Source organism: Legionella santicrucis, assembly GCF_001468135.1.
Taxonomy (GTDB): Bacteria; Pseudomonadota; Gammaproteobacteria; order Legionellales; family Legionellaceae; genus Legionella; species Legionella santicrucis.
This window is the reverse complement of record NZ_LNYU01000017.1, coordinates 1-20,128: the sequence shown is the minus strand read 5'-3', so window position 1 is coordinate 20,128 and position 20,128 is coordinate 1. Positions and strand designations below refer to the sequence as shown.

Below are 20,128 nucleotides of genomic sequence, written 5' to 3'. Positions count from 1 at the left end.
CGTTATGATAAAACAGCGGCCATGTTTTTAGGAGCACTAACGCTAATAAGTATTATATTGTGGCTGAAACTTTAAAAACACGCCCTAGCTCAATTGGCTGCGTAGATAATTTTTTTGCTTTAGGTGGTAATTCGCTATTGGCGATGCAATTAATAAGGCAATTAAATCGTGAATTAAAACTGAATATGAAATTAACTGATTTGTACCAATACAGCACACTGCGTGACATTGCCAGGAATTTTTCTCCTGCACAAGAAGAGGTACGTGAAGAGGGAGTTATTTAATGAGTGCAGCACGTTTGTTATATCAATTGCAAGAATATCGTATTCTGCTCTGGAAAAATAATGAGGGTAATTTAGCGTTTAGCGTGGATAAAAGTATTGGCTTTCCTCAAGAATTGAAAGAACAGGTAAAAAATTATAAGACGGAGTTATTGTTTTTGTTGGAATACAATGACATTTGTTCAGAGGAACAAGCTAAGCGTTGTAGCTTTTATAAGATACCCGAGCAATTAAACAAGCAAGTGTTGCAAACCATTCAAAAAGGGATGTATTTACAAACTACTTTGGATGAGCAAAAAGCCACCTATACCGTTCCTTTGTTTGTGCTTTTTAAAAATGCTAATCCCTCTGTATTAAAGCAAGCAATTCAACACCTAGTGAACAGAAATCCAATCTTAAGGATGTGTATTGTTGATGGATTTAGTTATGAGATTCTCCCTGAAAATAGTTTAACGATTCACGAATCCAATATTAGTGCACCACAAATAACCACGGTTTGTGAGCAAAAAGGACGAAAAGCTTTTGCTGTAGATGATGAGCCTTTAATTCATTTGGAATTAATGCAAATTAGCGACACTCAGGATTACTTAGTTAATTTAACCCATCATCACATGTTATCAGATGCTTATTCCGCTGATTTAATGATTAATGAACTCGTGGATCAGTATCAAAAAATAAGTCAAGGATTCGTAGAGAAAAATGAACGCAGGGTTCACTATTTTGATTACACATGTTTTCAAGATTATGCCTTAAATACAGCGCCTTATCAGCACGCAATTAACCAATTAGTGCAGCAATTGGATGAGGCTGAGCCTTTGAATTTATTAGCAAGCAGCACAGATTTAGCAGACAATCGTGCTGGGTTTCATGAGTTTAGATTGGAAAAACAAACTTATAAACAGGTGCAGCAGTTAGCCCTTGAGCATGAAATCAGTGTGTATTCTTTATTGTTAACTGGTCTGTATCAGGTACTCAGTACGTATTCAGGGGGACAAACTAACTTTCCGATTGCATTGACTGTTTCAAACCGCTTACCAGAAATGAATCAGGTTATTGGCCCTTTTATCAATACACTCCCTTTAATTCCTGAGTATAAAAAAGAGGAAACAGTTTTATATCATGCGCAAAAAGCTCATGAATTAATTTCTTTTCTGAATACACATCATCAGCTAAATTTGGATGTATTGGCACAACATTTACAGCGTAGCCATGAGGATTTACCCGCTTTGCTGCAGGTAATGTTTACTTTTCATAATTTTAAACAAGTGCTAAATCCGGCAGTTGCAGAATGTGCACGGCCTATTTTATTGCCCGATTGTTATGAAAAATTTGGTATATCAATTATCGCTAAAGAGTGCGATGACAGCATCTACTTTACAGTGACTTACCTTGCTAAGCGTTACGATAGTGAATTTATAAAATATTTATTTTCTAGTTTTACCCATTTATTAACGAAATATGGTGAAGGCGCGGGGCTGCAAAAAATATCTTCTATTCATTTATTGGATGAAGGCTTATGGAACCGTATTGTTCACCAATTGAATCACACAGAAGCATATTTTCCACAACAAAAAACCATCAATCAGCTTTTTGAGGAACAGGTTGTCCGAACCCCAGAAAATCTTGCCGTTGTTTATGAACACAATCGCCTTACTTATCAAGTATTAAATAACCGTGCAAATCAACTGGCTCATTTTTTACGTGAACACTATGCTTTAAAGCCAGATACGATGGTTTGTCTTTGCCTGGATCGTAGTGAACATATGATGATTAGCATCCTGGCGGTATTAAAAGCTGGAGCCGCTTATGTACCTATTGTTCCTGATTTTCCCCAAGCACGAATCGAGTATTTGATTCAAGACACTCAAACTCCTTTACTGTTAACCAATCAGTGCCACCAGTCCTGGTTAGCATCTTTTTTAACAGTCCCCATGCATGCTGTAGATGAAATGAGTTTTGCTCAGCAACTCGCAAAACAATCTTGTGACAATCTTGCTCCGCAACATACTAGCGAACATTTGGCCTATGTTATTTATACATCAGGCACTACAGGGCAACCTAAAGGAGTAATGCTGGAGCATCGCGGAGTAGTGAATCGCATACATTGGATGAATCAACAGTATCCACTGAGCGAACAGGATAAAATCATTCAAAAAACACCCTACGTGTTTGATGTTTCTGTTTGGGAATTGTTATGGGCGCATTGGTATGGTGCTTGTTTGGTTTTTGCCAAGCCTGAAGGGCATAAAGATGCAGATTATCTGTATGACCTGATACGCCAAGAAGAAATTACCCGAGCACATTTTGTTCCATCTATGCTTAACGTATTTATGGATGCATTGGAGCTACGTCTGGGCAACATTCCTAGTTTGCAAATGATTTTTTGCAGCGGAGAAGCGCTCAAATTAGCTCAGGTAAAACAAGTTCATAACTTATTGCCATATACTGAGATCCATAATCTCTATGGCCCGACTGAAGCATCTATTGATGTTTTATATGCTGATTGCAGCGATAAGAATATTGCCGAAATTGTTATTGGTAAACCTATAGATAACACCACAGCCTATGTTTTAGATGAACATATGAATCCATTGCCTTTTTATGCTTTGGGTGAGCTTTATATCGGTGGAGTAGGCTTGGCACGTGGTTATTTAAATCGTGCAGAGTTGACCAAGGAGCGTTTTGTCGTTAATCCATTCCAATCAGCAGAGCAAAAAACACGAGATTACAACAGTCGTTTGTATCAAACTGGAGATGTAGTGAGCCTATCTCCTGATGGGAAGATTACTTATCATGGTCGCAATGATTTCCAAGTGAAGATACGAGGCCATAGGATCGAATTAGGCGAGATTGAGCAAGTATTGCTTGCTTGTCCGCAGGTGAAACAAAGTTTGGTGGTGGTGAAGAAGCAGTCTGGCCAAGCGTATTTAGTTGGATATTACGTCAGTGAAGCTGCACAGGATGAAGAGGCGATGCTGGAGCAATTAGCAAGTCGATTGCCAGAATACATGGTCCCAACACGATTAGTGCATTTAGTAGCATTTCCCTTAACAGCCAATGGCAAGTTGGACTTAAAAAATCTTCCAGAGCCTAGTGAAGGTCAAAGAAGAGACTATGAGTTACCGAGCACAGAATTAGAACAGCAATTGAATGTGATCTGGAGTGAGGTATTAGGGATAAAAGAGGGTGGATTGAGTGTGCATGATGATTTTTTCCGCTTAGGAGGAGACAGCATCATCAGCATTCAGCTCATCAGTCGCATACGGCAACGCTTGCAATTGCAAGTAAGCGTAAAAGATTTATTCAGCTGTCGCACGATACGTCGTTTGCATGAGCAGCTGGTAGCGCGTTGTGAGCCGGGATTGGCGGTGATGGCCTCGAGTGAGCAAGGGATATTGACGGGGTCTGTAGGGTTATTACCGATACAAGACTGGTTTTTCGCGCACTCTTTTGCGAAAGGTTGGCATTGGAATCAATCTTTTTTAATCAAGACCCCCGCCTTGGATGTGACACGCTTACGTTCTTGCGTGGAGGAATTGGTGGCCCATCATGATGCATTTCGCCTTCGTTTTCGCGAATGTGATGGTGCGATAGAACAATATTATGATGCAGAGAGTACCTTTTCAGGTTTACGGGTCTTGGATGTCAGCGGTCTTGATGCGGCTGCATTAGAAGAGCAGATGACGCTGTGGCAGTCCGGATTTAATGGGGCAAGGGGACCGTTGTATTGTTTTGCCTATTTGTCAGGTTATGCGGATGGCAGCAGCCGTATTTATATTGCGATGCATCATTTACTGGTTGATGCAGTGAGTTGGCGAATATTGGCTGATGATTTACACAGTCTTTATGAGGGGCAATCTTTAGGGGCTAAAGGCAGTAGCTACCGTCAATGGGTAGGCGCACTAGAGGATTATGCCCGCCATCATGAAAAAGAGCGTGCTTATTGGCAGGAAGTGGTTGCTGATTTAAATCGTTCTTTCCTGCCTACGTCCCGCGGTTTGTCCGCGGGATCCAGCGATGTTGCTGGATTTCTAGATCCTGCGGACAAGCCGTGGGATGTAGGTTCCGGACGAACGGTTAGTAGTGCCGAATTGGAATTGGATGAGGAATTCACGTCCTTTTTATTAAGAGAAGCAAATGGTGCTTACCATACCCAAATCAATGATTTGTTGTTGACCACATTGGCTTATGCGTTAAATGACCTCAGCGGTGAGAGTGTACATCATGTGACTTTGGAAGGACATGGCCGCGAAGACATTGCTGCTTCCATTGATGTGACACGAACTGTAGGTTGGTTTACAAGTTTGTATCCGGTTCGTCTTGAATTGGGTGATGATTTAGGTCACAGCATCAAGAAAATTAAAGACAATATACGCCAAATTCCTAATAAGGGAGTTGGTTACGGCGCGTTATTGGGTTATGCCATTGCCCAGATGCCAGTGGTTAGTTTTAATTATCTGGGTCAGTTTGAGCAACAGTCTGAATTTTGGCATGTGGTTGATGAGCCTTCTGGACAAGCCATGCATCCGGAGAATCAAGAAATGCATTGCATCACGTGTTTTGGAGGAATTCATCAAGGCCGTTTAAGAATGACGTTTCGGACTCAGTTGTCCCAAGAAGTCACCGATCACTTGGCTTTAGTTTATAAGAAGCAACTCTTGATGATTCTTGACCATCAACACTCTTTGGCTCGTAGTTTTTTAACCCTAAGTGATATACATCATTGCGTGAGTGCTCGTTGCTTGGATAAAGTACAACATGACCGAGAGCTAGATGGGGTTTATTTGGCGAATAGTTTGCATCAAGGTTTTATGTATCATTTTATGAGCCAGGGACAAAGGGATGAAGCCTATCGCATGCAAATTGTCTGGTCTTATGATTGTGAGCTGAACATTGAGTTGTTGCAACGCGCATGGAGTTTTGCACAACAACGTTATCCTAGTTTACGTTTGCGCTTTTTGGTCGATGAGGAATTAGTACAAGTTATTGATAAAACTGGGCATTTGCATTGGCAGTTTATCGATTTAAGTCAGGATAAAGACAATCAAGAGCATAAAATACAACAGCTCATCCAAGAGGATAGGCAAAAAGCATATGATTTGACTCAAGGAAGCTTGTTTCGAATTCAGCTGATTAAACAAGAAGCAACGCATTATACCTGTATTTTTAATGCACATCATGCCATTATTGATGGCTGGAGCGGTCCCTTATTACTTGGGTTTGTACATGAAATGTATATGAAGCTGCTTCATCAAGAATGTATTGATTTTACGCTAGATACAGCTTATGCACAGTCGCAACATTTTTTACAAGTTCAAGAGTTAGAAAATCAGTCGTTTTGGCAACAGTATGTAGCTCAAATAGAACATAAAGCGGATTTAAGTAATCTTCTGCAAGAGGGTAAAAAACAGCTTAAATTAAGCGACTATAAATACATTACTCATCAATCAGAACAGACCATTTGCATTGCCCAAGAACGCTTTAAACAGATTAAAATGATGAGCCAAGAACAGGGCATTACTTTAAATGCGATTATTCTTTATGCGTGGCATCAAGTAATGCGCATTTATGGCAATGGCAAACAAACGGTAGTAGGCACTATTGTTTCAGGAAGAAACATACCTGTTGATCGCGTGGAACACTCTGTAGGTTTGTACATTAATACCCTGCCGATGATTGTGGATCACACCCAGCATGATAGTCTTAGTGTGCTTGCTGCAATTCGTAGTGTGCAGGATATTTCTAATGAAATAAATCAACGAAGTGCGATGAGTTTGGCGAAGTTACAAAGTCAGGGTGAACGCTTGTTTGATTGCTTGTTTATGTATGGGAATTATCCTAATCTGGCGGTAGAAAATCCAGAAAAGCAATTGTCTTTTAAGATCCAAAGCACTTTTGAAAAACGTGATTATCCATTATCGCTTGCTGCAGATGAAGAAGAAAACCTGCTTAGGATTAAACTCACTTATGCTGGCGAATTATTTGATTCATCACTGATGATGCAATTGCTGGCAACTTTAAATTATTTGTTGGATCAAATTGCTCGCAATCCTTTGCAAGGAGTGCGTGAATTAAATTATGTAGAATCCCCGTTGTCCGCATTAATGAGTTCTCCTATTTTATCGTGCACATTTATTGATTGTTTTGAAGAGCAAGCTTCTTTGTATCCTGAGCGAATTGCCTTGATTCATGAACAAACTCAGATCAGTTATGCTGAATTAAATCAACGTGCCAATCAGTTAGCACATTATATTCGTCAACAGGTCGTTCTTGAAAAAGACAGTTTGATTGGACTGTGCTTGGAAAAAAATGAGTATTTAATGATTGCGTTATTGGCAATACTCAAAGCAGGCAGTGCTTATCTGCCCATAGATCCTGCAATGCCTGCGCAACGTGTACAGCACATATTGGAAGACAGTCAAACTAAACTTGTTTTAACGTGTGATGCAGTAAGGCATACATTTCCACAGGCGGTAATGTTAGATGATCCTGCTGCTGCTTTTGCGATAGCACAACAAGCGACAAGCAATTTGCATGTGCCGCTAAAGCCTGATGATTTGGCTTATGTTATTTATACATCCGGTACTACAGGACAGCCCAAAGGAGTCATGATTGAGCATGGGGCTTTTTTGCAGACTTTATTGTCGATGCAAGCCGAGTATTTTTCGGAGCAGAAGCCACTCAATACTTACAGTATGACTCATTTTGTGTTCGATATTTTTGGTTTGGAATACGGTTTGCCTTTATTAACAGGAGGCAAAGTAGAGTTGGGTAATCCCTTATTTAATACATTAGATTGTCGTTTCTTTGATTTTATTCAAATGACTCCTAGTGTGTGTGAGTTAAAATTAGATTCTTTGCAGTATTGCGAGTCCATCACATTTTTAATTGGCGGTGAAGCACTTGCTCCGGAGTTATTAGCAAAAGCATTAGCTAAAGCACATAGGGTGATTAACGTTTATGGACCTACTGAAACCACCATTTGGTCCACGGCAAAATTATATTCTAAGCAAGATGTACCAACAGTGAGTATTGGTAAGCCTCTTCATCATGAATCTGTTTATGTATTAGATGATTATTTAATGCCAATGCCGGTAGGGGCGGTTGGTGATCTTTATATCGGAGGGGCATGTTTGTCCCGTGGGTATTTAAACCGCTCTGATTTAACGGCAAAGCAGTTTATGACGCATCCATTATATAATCGCTTATATAAAACCGGTGATCTGGCTAAATGGTTACCTAATGGTGAGTTGGCATTTATAGGGCGTAATGATTTTCAGGTAAAAATCAGAGGTCACCGTATTGAATTAGCTGAAATCGAAGCAGTATTGCGCTTGCACTCACAGGTAAAACAAACCGTAGTAATTGAGCTTGAGCAGAATTTAGTTGCTTATTTTACTGCGACTGAATTGATGGTTGAAGCGGATCTGCACGCTTTTTTAAAAGAACAATTACCCGATTACATGCTTCCGCAAAGCTACATGCAGCTGGATCAATTTCCATTAACGGTCAATGGTAAATTAGATAGAAAAGCGTTACCTAAGCCGAATTTGACGAGACGTACTCATTATGCTCTTCCTACAACAGCACAAGAAAAACTTTTGGCTGCTTTATGGGAAGAGGTATTAGGTGTCAGTAAGGTGGGTGTGGCGGATAATTTCTTTGATTTAGGAGGACACTCTATCTCCTTAATTAAGCTCTTTAGCAAATTACCCGAAGCAATTAAAGCACAGATTACGGTATTGGATTTATTTAAATTTCCTTCAATTAGTGCTTTGTTGGGTCATTTAGCTGCAGACAAGCATTCAGAAGGAATGGGGCAGAAAAAAATACTTCCCTCTTTTAAACAGGATGATATAGCTATCATCGGTATGGCTGGCCGTTTTCCTGGTGCTGATGATTTAGAAACATTTTGGTCCAATTTACAAAGCGGTAAAGAAGGAATTACTTATTATTCACGTGAAGAGTTACTGGAACAAGGATTAGATCCCTCTGTGGTGGATCATCCGAATTATGTGAAAGCACAGTGCAAATTAAGTGATATCAAATGCTTTGATGCTGAATTTTTTGGTTACACCTCTTCAGAAGCGGAGATTATGGATCCCCAGCATCGCTTATTAATGCAATGTGCTTGGCATGCATTGGAAGATGCGAATTACAATCCACATCATTATGCTGGAGATATTGGACTTTTTGCTGGTTGTGGGCAAAATAATTATTTTAGTGATCATGTATTACCAAACCAAACGCAACATGATTTATCACGGCAATTTCAATTGATGATTCATCAGCAAGCTAATTTTTTGTGTACCAAAATTGCTTATAAATTGAATTTGACCGGACCTGCAATCACCATCCAGACAGCATGTTCTACTTCTTTAGTTGCAGTGCATCAGGCCTGTTTGGCTCTAAATGCGGGTGATTGTGATATTGCATTAGCTGGTGGGGTGTCTATCGGTCAATTGGAAAAACAAGGGTATTTGTATCAACCTGGATTAATTTTTTCACCCGATGCCAAATGCCGTGCTTTTGATGCTCAGGCCCAAGGTACTTTCGAAGGCCAGGGTGTTGGTTTGGTGGTACTAAAGCCATTGAGTAAAGCCTTAGCTGATGAAGATTTTATTTATGCAGTAATCAAGGCCTCTGCTATTAATAATGATGGCCATCAAAAAATTGGTTTTACTGCCCCTAGTCCTCAAAAACAGGCTGAAGTTATTCGATTGGCACAACAACGCGCTGCTTGCTCACCGGACACCATCAGCTATATCGAAGCACATGGAACTGGAACTGCTTTAGGCGATCCTATTGAAATGGAAGGACTAACTCAGGTCTTCAACGATTCAGGTCTTGCGTCTGGAGCTTGTGCTCTTGGATCAGTGAAAACGAATATAGGACATTTAGATGTGGCAGCAGGGATTGCTGGCTTAATAAAAACGATTTTATGTCTTTATCATAAACAATTAGTTCCTACTTTGCATTATCAGTCTGCGAACAGCAAAATCAATTTTGCTGCCAGTCCTTTTTATGTCAATACTGTTTTAAAGCCTTGGACTCAAGGTAATTATCCACGGCGTGCTGGGATTAGTTCGTTTGGTATTGGTGGAACCAATGCCCATTTAATTCTTGAAGAAGCGCCCTCTGAGGCCAAACAAGAACGAGAATCTCCTATACTTTATCCTTTTGCCAAAACAGAATATTGGTTACCTGCCGGAAGAACTGCAGCAGTTGCCCAATTACCAACCCAAGCAAATGGGGTTATTGTTCGTGATCGCGAACATATTCTCTCTGTTTTACGAAGTTTATGGACCACGTTATTGGGTATTGAATCGTTTAAAAATAATGAGGATTTTTTTGATTTAGGGGGAGACTCATTGGCTGCTGTGCAATTGAGCGCACAATTGCAACGACAATTAGGCGTGCACCTGGAGTTAATGTCCTTAAATCGAATTACTATTGATGGTTTATTGGCATTAATCGAAAAAGAACAAGAAAAAACCGCTAAAGCGCGCTCGCCAGTAGTTTTAATTAAGGCAGGGAAAACACAGCAAAACACTATACCATTAGTGCTTATTCATCCAATCGGTGGCGATGTTTATTTTTATCGTGATCTTGCTAAAGCACTCCCTGAAAACCAGACTGTGTATGCGTTACGATCACCTTTGTTAGATGGAGGAACACCATTTTCCAGTATTGAATCTATGGCTGCTTCTTATCTGCATCATTTACAGCAATTTGGTTTGCAATCTCCGTATATTTTAGGTGGTTCATCGTTTGGTGGCGCGGTAGCAATCGAAATGGCAAAACAATTGGCTCAATCGGGACAATCAATCCCATTAGTTGCACTTATTGATACACCGGCTTATACCAACTTGCCTAAGCTGATGAGCCAAGAAGAAATTCTTATTTACCTAATGCAACATGGATTGGGGAATTTGCAGATTTCAGTTACTGAATTACAGGCACAAAAAACTTTGGATCAGAAAATAGAGTTTATTGCGAATCGAGCCAAAGATTCTGAGTTAAAAGAATTATTATCTACAGAGTTTTTGCCGCGATTTTTGCATACTTGGCAAGCACACGGGCAGCTTTTGCATCAGTATCAGCCAGAGCCTTATCCAGGTAGAGTACTCTTTTTTGCCCATACTGAAGTTATTGATGATTTTCCTGCTCATCAGGAACAGCATTGGCAGAAATTGGTTCATGGATCTTTTAAGCCTATTTTGGTTCCAGGTACTCATATTACGATGAATGCGGCCCCTCATGTGCAAGTAATTGCAGATGCTCTCGTATTTGACCTCAAACAGAGATACTATAGCCGGGAATTATTGGTTGAGGTTGAGGCATGATTGCATTAAATCAATTGGGTATGGCTTATGGTCAACGGCTTCTTTTTTATGATGTAAGCCTGAATCTGAATTCAGGGTTTTGTTATGCATTGGTGGGCGCAAATGGTTGCGGAAAATCAACTTTTTTTCGGCTTATTACTGGAGAGGAGGAGTTGACTTCCGGGGAAATTATGATGCCCAAGGATGCCACAATTGGCTGGTTGAAGCAGGATCAATTTCGTTATGAAGATACTTTAATTAAAGACATTGTCCTACAAGGAAAGCCAAAACTATGGCAGGCTTTGTCGGAGCGTGAGTCCTTATTGGCAAGCGATACTTGGGATGATGATAAGGGTTTTCGTTTTGCAGCGTTGGAAGAAATTATTGCCCATTATAATGGTTATTCGGCAGAAGCAGAGGTCGAAACAATTTTATTAGGTTTAGGGATTGCTAAAGATTATCTGCAAAAACCACTTAAGGCATTGTCTGGTGGTTATAAACTGCGTGTTTTATTAGCACAAACTTTATTTCAGCATCCTTCCGTTTTATTACTCGATGAACCAACAAACCATTTGGATATTTTATCCATTCGTTGGTTGGAGAAGTATTTAAAGAATGAATACCAGGGATTAGTTATCTTTATTTCCCATGACATGGAGTTTATTGATAATTTGGCGGATTATATTTTAGATCTTGATTACGGTGAAATCAGGCAATACCGTGGAAATTATGAACGATTCCTGACGGAAAAAAATCTGCTAGAAGAACAAAAAAATCTTGAAAAAAAGAGTGCTGAAGCGAAGATTGCAGAAATGCAGAAATTTGTTGATAAATATAAAGCCAAAGCTTCTAAAGCAGGACAAGCGCGCTCGCGCATGAAGATGATTGAAAAAATTGAAATTCCTGATGTGAAGCATTCCTCTCGGGTTGCGCCACATTTTCATTTCACACCTAAAAAAATCTCTGGGAAACATGTAATTAAAGCAGAACATTTGAGTAAATCTTTTAAGAATAAGACGCTGTTCACACATCTTGATTTCAAAGTAGACCGTGGTGAAAAGGTAGCAATCATGGGTGTTAATGGGATTGGGAAATCTACTTTAATTAAAATCTTGACGGGTATGATGCAGAGTGATGAAGGTCAAGTCATTTTAGGACATGAAGTACGCATGAGTTATTTTTCTCAAGATCATCATGAGCTGCTCAATCGACATGTGAGTGTCTTTCATTGGTTATCTGACGTAGTGAGCGGGGTGACCGAGCAGCAGATACGTAGAGCACTCGGTCAAATGCTATTTGTCAAAGAAGATGTAGATAAGGATATTTTATCACTGAGTGGAGGGGAGGCTGCTCGACTCTTGTTGGCTAAGACTATTTTGGAGTCACCTAATTTGCTAATTCTTGATGAGCCAACGAATCATATGGACTTGGAAACTATTGAAGCTTTGGCACAGGCTTTAGTTCAATATAGTGGAACCGTTGTTTTTGTCAGTCATAATCGACATTTTGTTGACAAAATTGCAACGAGAATTTTATATTTCGACCCGCAAACAGGTGTTCGTGATTATAAAGGATGTTATGTGGATTTTGCTCGGCACTATATGGAGTAAGTATCCTAATAGAACCATCATTTTGAAGGAGTAATAATGCAAAACCGATTTTTACCATGGTTATTTTTGCTGTCGTTAATTAGTACTTGTGCTGAAGTGGATATTTCAGTGCCTGGATTTCCTCAGATTGCGCAATTTTTTAATGTTTCTGAAAGCGTTATCCAAGCAACAATTACCTATAATTTTTTAGGCTATTTTCTTGGTGCTTTGCTCTATGGCCCTTTATCGGATAGTTTTGGTCGAAGAAAGATGATGTTGTTTGGCAATGCGATTTTATCAATAGGTGCTATGGGTTGTTTTTATGCGCCAAGCATTGATTTTCTTTTAATGTCTCGATTTATTCAAGGTATTGGAGCGAGTACTTCGGTAGTTTTAGTATTCACGATGATTGCTGATTTATACCAAGGCGAAAAAGCGATGAAGCTCATCGGTATGATGAATGCTGCTTTATCAATCATTATGGCTTGTGCACCTTTATTGGGAGGAGTAATTAATCAAGCTATTGGTTGGCGAGGTAATTATGGCACTGTGGCAATGTTTAGTGTGTTTGTTTGGGTTTTATTATTGTTTTTATTGCCAGAATCAAAGACTCAATTAGATCGTTTTAACACTAAAAAAATGATTGGTGATTATAAGCAATTACTCACCAGTACACAATTTATTACAGCATCTATGGTGCCTAGCTTATTATTTGCTGCATATATGTCATATATAGTAGGTAGTGCTTTTTTATACATTGAAACATTTGGCTTAACCATTTTAACTTTTGTCGTACATCAAGCGATTATTGTGGCTTCTTTTGCGATAACCAGTATGTATGCAAGCAAAATCATTCCCCTATTTGGCCCAAATAAAACGGTAAAGTATGGTGTTGCTTTGAGCCTTATTAGTATATTGGCTTTTGTTGTATTGAGTATAGAAGGCATAAGCTCGGCCTATTGGACTACTTTATTTATGTCTTTATTCGGAATCGGTTTTGCTGCTTGTTATCCGATTATTTTTTCCAATTCTTTGTCCATATTCCCAGTACTGCAAGGTCCTGCTTCTTCATTGATCATGGGATCTAGGGCTTTGTTGGTTTCTGTGTCTACGGCGATCACTGGTTATTTATATAATGGACAGCCTTTAATGTTAGCTTTGTCCGTTTTCTTTGGTGTGATCATCGCGAGCCTGTTTGCATTAAGTTGGTTAAATGAGAATCAACCCTCAGAGGAAGTTCCTGCGTGATTCTAAATGAATATTGTTCTTCCGCTCAATGCTCTGTCATTGGCGGAGCTATTACCTATACAATTGTTAATGAGCACGCGGAAGGCTTGCCGCTGATTGTGGTTCATGGGGGGCCTGGAACCCCGCATAATTACTTAGCCTCTTTAGCATCGTTTCTTCCTGAGAGACCAGTTATTTTTTATGATCAATTGGATTGTGGTTTGTCTGATAAAACGAATAATCCGCAATGGTGGCACATCGAGCGTTTCGTGGATGAAATTGAAAAATTAAGCCAGCATTTGGGACTTCAACAATTTAATCTTTATGCACATTCAGCAGGGACTATGTATGCTTTTGATTATGCATTAGCTTGTCCTGATAAAATTACTAATCTTGTTTTGGCTTCACCTGTATTGAGCATCAACGCTTATTTAGCCTATATGCTTGAATTACTTGCCACTTTTCCTGAGAATATCCGAACTGTTTTGAGAATGGCAATGGAACAAAATGAAACAGATACTCTTGAGCTGATGGAGGCAACTGCGTATTTTGCGGAGCATCATATGTGCCGTTTACCAGTCTGGCCTGATGAAATGTTTGAGTCTTCGGTAAATACTAATATTCAGTTACGCAATCACATGTGGGGATGTAACGATTTTTTAATAACGGGAAATTTAAAAGAGTACGAACGATTGTCCTGTTTATCAGAATTTAAGGTGAGAACCTTAATTACAGTTGGGCAGCATGACTTTATTTCACCAACTTCCTGTAAAAAATATACAGAATTAATGGATAATGCTCAATTGGCAATTATCCAGGATGCCTCACATAATCCTCACATAGAACAGCCAAGGTTGTATGCAGATGTTTTGTGTTCATGGTTAGCGGGCACACAAAAGTATTCGTTTTGAATTGAGTAATAGTCTAGCTGCTTAAAGGTTTTTCGTTTTCGTAAGCGGAAATATATTTCCAGAGAAACATTGGCCATCAACATGGGATCCCCGCTTGTGCGAGGACGACTATAAATTCCTTAAGTCAATGGCAGTGGTAATAAGTCAATACTCACCTTGTAGGAACAGAAAAGTATTATTATAGAGTATTCTTGCTGCTTGGATGAGTCATTCTGTATCTAGTCTCTTCTAATTGATCAATCCGTCTATCTAATGACGCAATTTCTCTATTATTACTATTATTGGGAGCAAAATAGGCGGGCGGTATTCCCACTGGGACTCCTACGTAAAGGACGCTTCCGAAAACTTGAGCAATATTGGGTGAAGTTAGTCTTTTTCTTTGTTTTTTTAATTGTTTTAATTGGGCGTCAATTTGTTTGAGAGAAGTATCTTCATGATGAACTTCTTGTTTTTGTGCTTTATCTTCGAGGTTGTTATAAACTTTTTTATTTTTTGATTTACCAAAAAACTTCATCTTTTACTCCTGGAACGTCATTATTATTGTTTTAATTGTATTCACACTGAGCATAATATTTTTTTTATAGAGATTTGTCTATTTTTGAAAAAACAAAGGAACCATTTGAAATTGAATAGGGCTATGTGAAGGCAATTTTATCAGTGGCACCACTTCTATTGAGAAATTCTATTTTTTAAATCGGAGTCCAATATAAATTCTTTAAATAATTGATTTATATAAAGAACACTTTTGTCTTTATGATAAATCAGATAATACTGATTATCTGTGTTTGACCACTCTGGTAATACTTTGATTAGAACATTATTTTTTAACGCATCAGAACATAAGTAATAGGGAAGAAAGGCAATGCCTTGATCAAGACAAGCCATTTTATGTAAAAAAATTAAAGAACTACTTTCAACTACCGCATTTTTAATATGAAATTTAAAAAATTTATCTGCACTTTTTAAAGGCCAATCCGGTAGCAAACTATGTTTTAATAAAGCATGTTCTTTTAGATCTTCAGGAGTTCTAATGGGCGCATGATTTGATAAATATGTGGGAGAAGCAACGAGACAACGAGGTACTTTACCAATGTAACGAGATACAAGTGTTGAATCAGCGAGCTTTCCAGTTCTGAAGGCAAAATCAATTCCATGTTGGGTTAAATCCATGAGTTGATCCGTAATCATGAGACGAGTTTTGATTTGTGGGTAAAGCGAGTTAAACTCACTTAAAAGGGCTGGCAATAATTCGATGCCCGTGATCTCAGGACAAGTAATTACTAGTTTTCCAGACGGAGTTTTTGCATACTCCCGCAAATGATTTTCTGCATTTGTAACTTCGTTCAGCATGGTTTGACAATGTTCAAATAAAATTTTCCCGCCTATAGTGAGACTTAACGATCTTGTTGTTCTCTTGAGTAGCTTTATTCCAAGAGTATTCTCTAGCTGTGAAATCTTTTGGCTAACCCAAGCTTTGGAGATGCCAGCCTCCAGTGCTGCTTGAGTAAAACTTTGATTTTTTACTACTAAAGCAAAAATTGCTAAATCGTTAAGATTCAATGGATTGTTTATCATAATGAACAATATGTTTGTATTTTTCTATCTAATCAATTAATTAGCTAATCTATACCATTAACTCCTGACCTACAACTTCAAGGAGCCATAATGCGTTTTATTTTATTTTTAATTTGTTCATTATTCATTAATTCTATATTTGCCAAAGTAATTAATTATGAGATGGATAGTTTTGCGGACATCGCAACTTTATATGAGAAAGCAAAAAGTGATCCCAAATCAACCTTAATGGTTTTTGATTTAGATGACACCTTAATAACCATGACGCAACCTCTAGGTAGTGTGGGTTGGTGGGACTGGCAATATGAATTACAAACAACTGGAAAGGATGCTGATAAATTATTTACTGCTGACTATCAACAATTGGTGCGTATTCAAAATATTTTATTTCAATTAATCAAAATGGAGGTTACCGATCAATATGTATTGCCCTTCCTTAAAAATGCGACGGATCAAGGTGCAATTATTTTGGGATTAACTGCTCGCGGCAAAGAGCATCTAAGTGCAACATTGATGCAACTTAAAGACAATAATTTCATGATTGGTGATAAACTTTTGTTCCAAGAAAAAGGATTGAAATTTAAAAACAATAAAACATCGATAGCCGATAATCTTCATTGTCCACAATTTAGCAAAGAAGTTATTTATCAACGAGGGATCATGTTTCTTGACGGAGAAGATAAAGGACAAGCGTTATTGTGTGTTTTATCCAAAATAAAAACAGAGATTAAAACCATTATTTTTGTGGATGACGCAAAAAGAAATAGTGTATCAATGGATAAAGCATTTGCGAATCGCGATGACTTACTGGTGTTGAATGTTCTTTATACCAAAGAGAATGCAAAAGAAGTAAAAATTCAAAACGATCCATTCCTACAACAGCAGATATTTGAACAATGGAATCAAATTAAAAATCAACTTAATGATACAATTATGCAGTCTAATTTCTAAAGAAATATACTGGAAGCAAAAGCGCAAACCTTTTCTCAAATTTTTTGAGAAAAGGTTCTAGAGCATTTAGTTGGTATTAAGAATTTTTATAGCAAAAGTATCTTCTGGATACTCAGTTTTTTCTCGCATATTTTCCAAGCTGGTAAAGAAATTAAATGTCCAATTTCGATCTTGATAACTTGTTGTATACAGTCCTGTTGTTGTACCTGCATCTCGCTCAAGAAATCCCTTTTCCGCATCAGAGTTTGCTATATTAACTAGGGCATGAATTGGATTTGATGCGTCTTTTTTAATCAGGCAAATTCCTTGATTTAAACCTATATCTTCAAAATCACAATTGATGATGCTGTATTTTTTTTTGCTGGTCAATGCACGAATAAGTAATTGAATATCAGCAACTTGAGTGCTTACTCTAATTTCAAATGAAGATTTGTCTTTATTATAAAGAATATTGACATTGTTCTTATTTAACGTGTCATCATATTCGTGCAACAGATTTAAGATTGCTTTTTTTTCGCTTTGGACCTTAACTTTTTTAGCATGACATCTTAATGGGAGCAGATAAATCACATTTTGTTTTGTTTGCGGTTCAAGTTCTGATTTAAAATCGTCAACTTCATCTTGCATCGCGATGACATGTTCTGTTGAGGCTAAACAAGAGACAGGTAAAGTAGGCGCTTTATTGATTCTCGAAATGAGAAGATGATCTTCATCAATCTTTCGTTTTTTCACCATGGAAGAATTTACTTCAATTTTTTTTCCCTTAAATAGATACGCTGAATAACCTGATTCTCGTGATGTTCGCGAGGGAGTTGTTGAATGTTTTTCCATAAACGTATCGATTTTTCTTTGTTCCTCTTCATCTTCTATCGGAACAACTTTTTTACTGACTTCTTTGTAATAGTGTTGCTCATACTTGCTTAATTCACGTTTTCTTTTCATATAAACCTCTTGATTAAAACAAAACAAAAAGAATAATAATTGCTCATTATTGTATTGGAATAAGATTAAGAAATTATTAAGAATGATTTTGTGAGTTTATTTCACACTATTAAAAGTGATGACAGTAATTAATCAGCAATAAGCAGGAGAAGCTTTACTTAATCATAGAGATTAAGAGGATACACTTGAGGAATAGGACCTGTTGACAATTCATTTTACCTCCTATGAGTACAGCACATAGACAGTAAAGTCTAATTGTCAACAGCTCCTCGTTTTTATTGGGCTACAAAACCACCATCGATGCTGAATAATGAACCTGTGATAAATGAGGACTTTTCCGAAAGTAAGAATTCAACAAGATTGGCAACTTCAGTTGCGGTACCTACACGTGATATGGGTTGAGCTGATTTTAATGATTCATAAATTTCTTCCTTGGGAATTCCGGATTTAGCTGAGTAAGCACTTACAGCATTGTGGTATAAAGGTGTTTCGATGGTTCCTGGGCATATACAATTAACTCTAATATTATATTTTGCATAATCGACTGCTGTGCTTTTGGTCAGTTGGGCTATAGCAGCTTTGGTTGCACCATAGATAGAGCTTTCTCCTTTACCAATAAGAGACTGATCCGATCCTGTTAAAACAATAGCCCCACTGTTTTGCTTTTTCATAACTGGAATTGTACATTTTAGGGCGTAATAAATTCCTTTCAAATTAATATTGATTACTCGATCCAAATCTTCAATAGAGGTATCCTCCAAATTTGCAAATAAATGTACACCTGCATTTGCAAACAACAAATCAATTTTATGTTCACGAGAAAGAATATTTTGGAATGCCTTTTCTACTTCAGAGAAAATGGATATATCACAAGAAACATAATGAACTAAAGAATGAGTATGTGTTGGTTTATTTATATCTAAGTTATAAACTCGAGTTCCTTTTTCTGCTAAAAGAGCAACGGCAGCTTGGCCAATTCCTGTGGAACCTCCTGTTACAACTAAAGTTTGGTTTGAAAACATATTCTATCTCCAAAGATAATAGGATTTAATTTTTTCTTTCTTGACTTTAACACTGAATGAAAAAATTACTTCACTTTCTTAAAGTAAGTATATTGAGTTTATTGATCAAGATTAGTGATGAAATTCTATTTTCATAGCACCTTAATTATGAGTTTTTCACGTTTTTTTTATGAGGCAAAATTGTCTATTTACATTTAATAACAAGAGACATATGATGTTGCCCTAAATAAAGTGAGGCGCTATTTTTGTTGGAAATACCGGAGAAATATTTTAACTCTAAATTAGGATAAACCTGTTTCTGACACGAGGCTGTTAATGTAATGAAATTCTTTTAGGAATATAAAAGATGTTGTCACAATTGTTTCAGGGACAACTTAGATGAATGTAGCCGCCATAACTAATCCATGCCTAAATCTCAATTACTTCTACACCCCTATTTTTGATATTTAACCTTAGTCGTGCTGCGTAAGGATGCCAAAATGCAAAGATTACGAATTACTCAGTTATTCATTACAGTTTCAGCTTTTTTAGTTATGGCTATGGCCCATGCGGGAAATCCTGTATGGACATTTGAATCAGTTGTAGGGTTCCCGCCCACTGCGACTGTAGATAAAATGGGTAGTGCTACGGTTAAATATACAGTAACAAACCAATCAAGTAGAAAGCACACTTTGGTGATGTTGCCTCAAAAAGGAATAAGCCAGACTCAACCGTGTCAACTTGCACCTAAAGGTACCTGCACCCTCACGTTGAACGTCAATGGAAGTGCAGTGCCTGCTTCGGGTATTTCGAGTGGTCCCGCCCTTTGTCAAGTCAATCCTAATGGAACACCCAATCCTAGCCAATGTTATCGGCCGAACCAAGGTAACGAATTACATATTACAGTAACTACCGGGCCTACAGTACCTGCTGCACCGACTAACGTAAATGCTGTTGCGGGGAATGTTTCCGCTGAAGTGAGTTGGGTAGCCCCTGCTGATGATGGGGGTTCGCCCATTACGGGGTATACGGCAACTTCTTCACCAGGTGGTTTGCAATGTACAGCTGTAGGAGAAACTTCTTGTACCGTTGAAGGGTTGGCTAATGGTACGAGTTACACCTTTACCGTTACTGCGACCAATGCGGTGGGCACAGGACCTGCATCGAATCCTTCGAACGCAGTGACCCCTGCCACAGTGCCTGGGACACCAACTAATGTGATTGCCACTGCAGAGAATGCTTCGGCGCTTATAAATTGGACGGCTCCTGCTGATGATGGAGGTTCAGCCATTACAGGGTATACGGTGACTTCTTCTCCAGGAAGCC

General features: G+C 38.3%; 11 protein-coding genes. 7 read left to right on the top strand and 4 right to left on the bottom strand.

Annotated elements, in window-relative coordinates:
- The first annotated feature begins 59 nt into the window (after positions 1 to 59).
- Genes Lsan_RS04240 through Lsan_RS04220 form a run of 5 tightly spaced genes read left to right on the top strand, consistent with a single transcriptional unit; the run spans position 60 to position 14,333 of the window.
- A complete protein-coding gene (locus Lsan_RS04240) occupies positions 60 to 284 on the top strand; it encodes an acyl carrier protein (RefSeq protein ID WP_058513279.1) in 225 nt (74 codons plus the stop codon).
- Positions 284 to 10,627, top strand: a complete 10,344-nt coding sequence (locus Lsan_RS04235; RefSeq protein ID WP_058513278.1) for a non-ribosomal peptide synthetase — start codon at positions 284 to 286, stop codon at positions 10,625 to 10,627. Before Lsan_RS04240 ends, Lsan_RS04235 begins: the two co-directional genes overlap by 1 nt.
- Complete coding sequence (locus Lsan_RS04230) at positions 10,624 to 12,216, top strand: ABC-F family ATP-binding cassette domain-containing protein (RefSeq protein ID WP_058513277.1); 1,593 nt, start codon at positions 10,624 to 10,626, stop codon at positions 12,214 to 12,216. Before Lsan_RS04235 ends, Lsan_RS04230 begins: the two co-directional genes overlap by 4 nt.
- Before the next feature lie 36 nt (positions 12,217 to 12,252).
- Positions 12,253 to 13,443 (top strand): MFS transporter, encoded by a 1,191-nt coding sequence (locus Lsan_RS04225; protein ID WP_058513276.1) that lies wholly within the window; start codon positions 12,253 to 12,255, stop codon positions 13,441 to 13,443.
- A complete protein-coding gene (locus Lsan_RS04220; protein WP_058513275.1) occupies positions 13,440 to 14,333 on the top strand; it encodes a proline iminopeptidase-family hydrolase in 894 nt (297 codons plus the stop codon). Before Lsan_RS04225 ends, Lsan_RS04220 begins: the two co-directional genes overlap by 4 nt.
- A 178-nt stretch (positions 14,334 to 14,511) precedes the next feature.
- Here Lsan_RS04220 and Lsan_RS04215 read toward each other — a convergent pair whose 3' ends face one another.
- Both Lsan_RS04215 and Lsan_RS04210 read right to left on the bottom strand, forming a co-directional pair.
- Entirely contained in the window at positions 14,512 to 14,847 is a 336-nt protein-coding gene (locus Lsan_RS04215) for a hypothetical protein (RefSeq protein ID WP_058513274.1), read from the bottom strand.
- A 155-nt stretch (positions 14,848 to 15,002) separates the two neighbouring features.
- Positions 15,003 to 15,908, bottom strand: a complete 906-nt coding sequence (locus tag Lsan_RS04210; protein ID WP_058513273.1) for a LysR family transcriptional regulator — start codon at positions 15,906 to 15,908, stop codon at positions 15,003 to 15,005.
- Between the two features lie 90 nt (positions 15,909 to 15,998).
- Here Lsan_RS04210 and Lsan_RS04205 point away from each other — a divergent pair, with 90 nt between their 5' ends.
- Positions 15,999 to 16,859 carry a DUF2608 domain-containing protein gene (locus tag Lsan_RS04205; RefSeq protein WP_058513272.1) on the top strand — a complete coding sequence of 287 codons (861 nt, stop codon included), beginning with the start codon at positions 15,999 to 16,001 and terminating at the stop codon, positions 16,857 to 16,859.
- A gap of 66 nt (positions 16,860 to 16,925) precedes the next feature.
- Here the strand turns inward: Lsan_RS04205 and Lsan_RS04200 are convergent, their stop codons facing one another.
- Entirely contained in the window at positions 16,926 to 17,801 is an 876-nt protein-coding gene (locus Lsan_RS04200) for a hypothetical protein (RefSeq protein ID WP_058513271.1), read from the bottom strand.
- Between the two features lie 275 nt (positions 17,802 to 18,076).
- Positions 18,077 to 18,823, bottom strand: coding sequence for an SDR family NAD(P)-dependent oxidoreductase (locus Lsan_RS04195; protein ID WP_058513270.1), 747 nt, complete (start codon positions 18,821 to 18,823; stop codon positions 18,077 to 18,079).
- A 479-nt stretch (positions 18,824 to 19,302) separates the two neighbouring features.
- Here Lsan_RS04195 and Lsan_RS04190 point away from each other — a divergent pair.
- On the top strand, positions 19,303 to 20,128 hold an 826-nt coding region (locus tag Lsan_RS04190; RefSeq protein ID WP_162265585.1), incomplete at its 3' end, for a fibronectin type III domain-containing protein.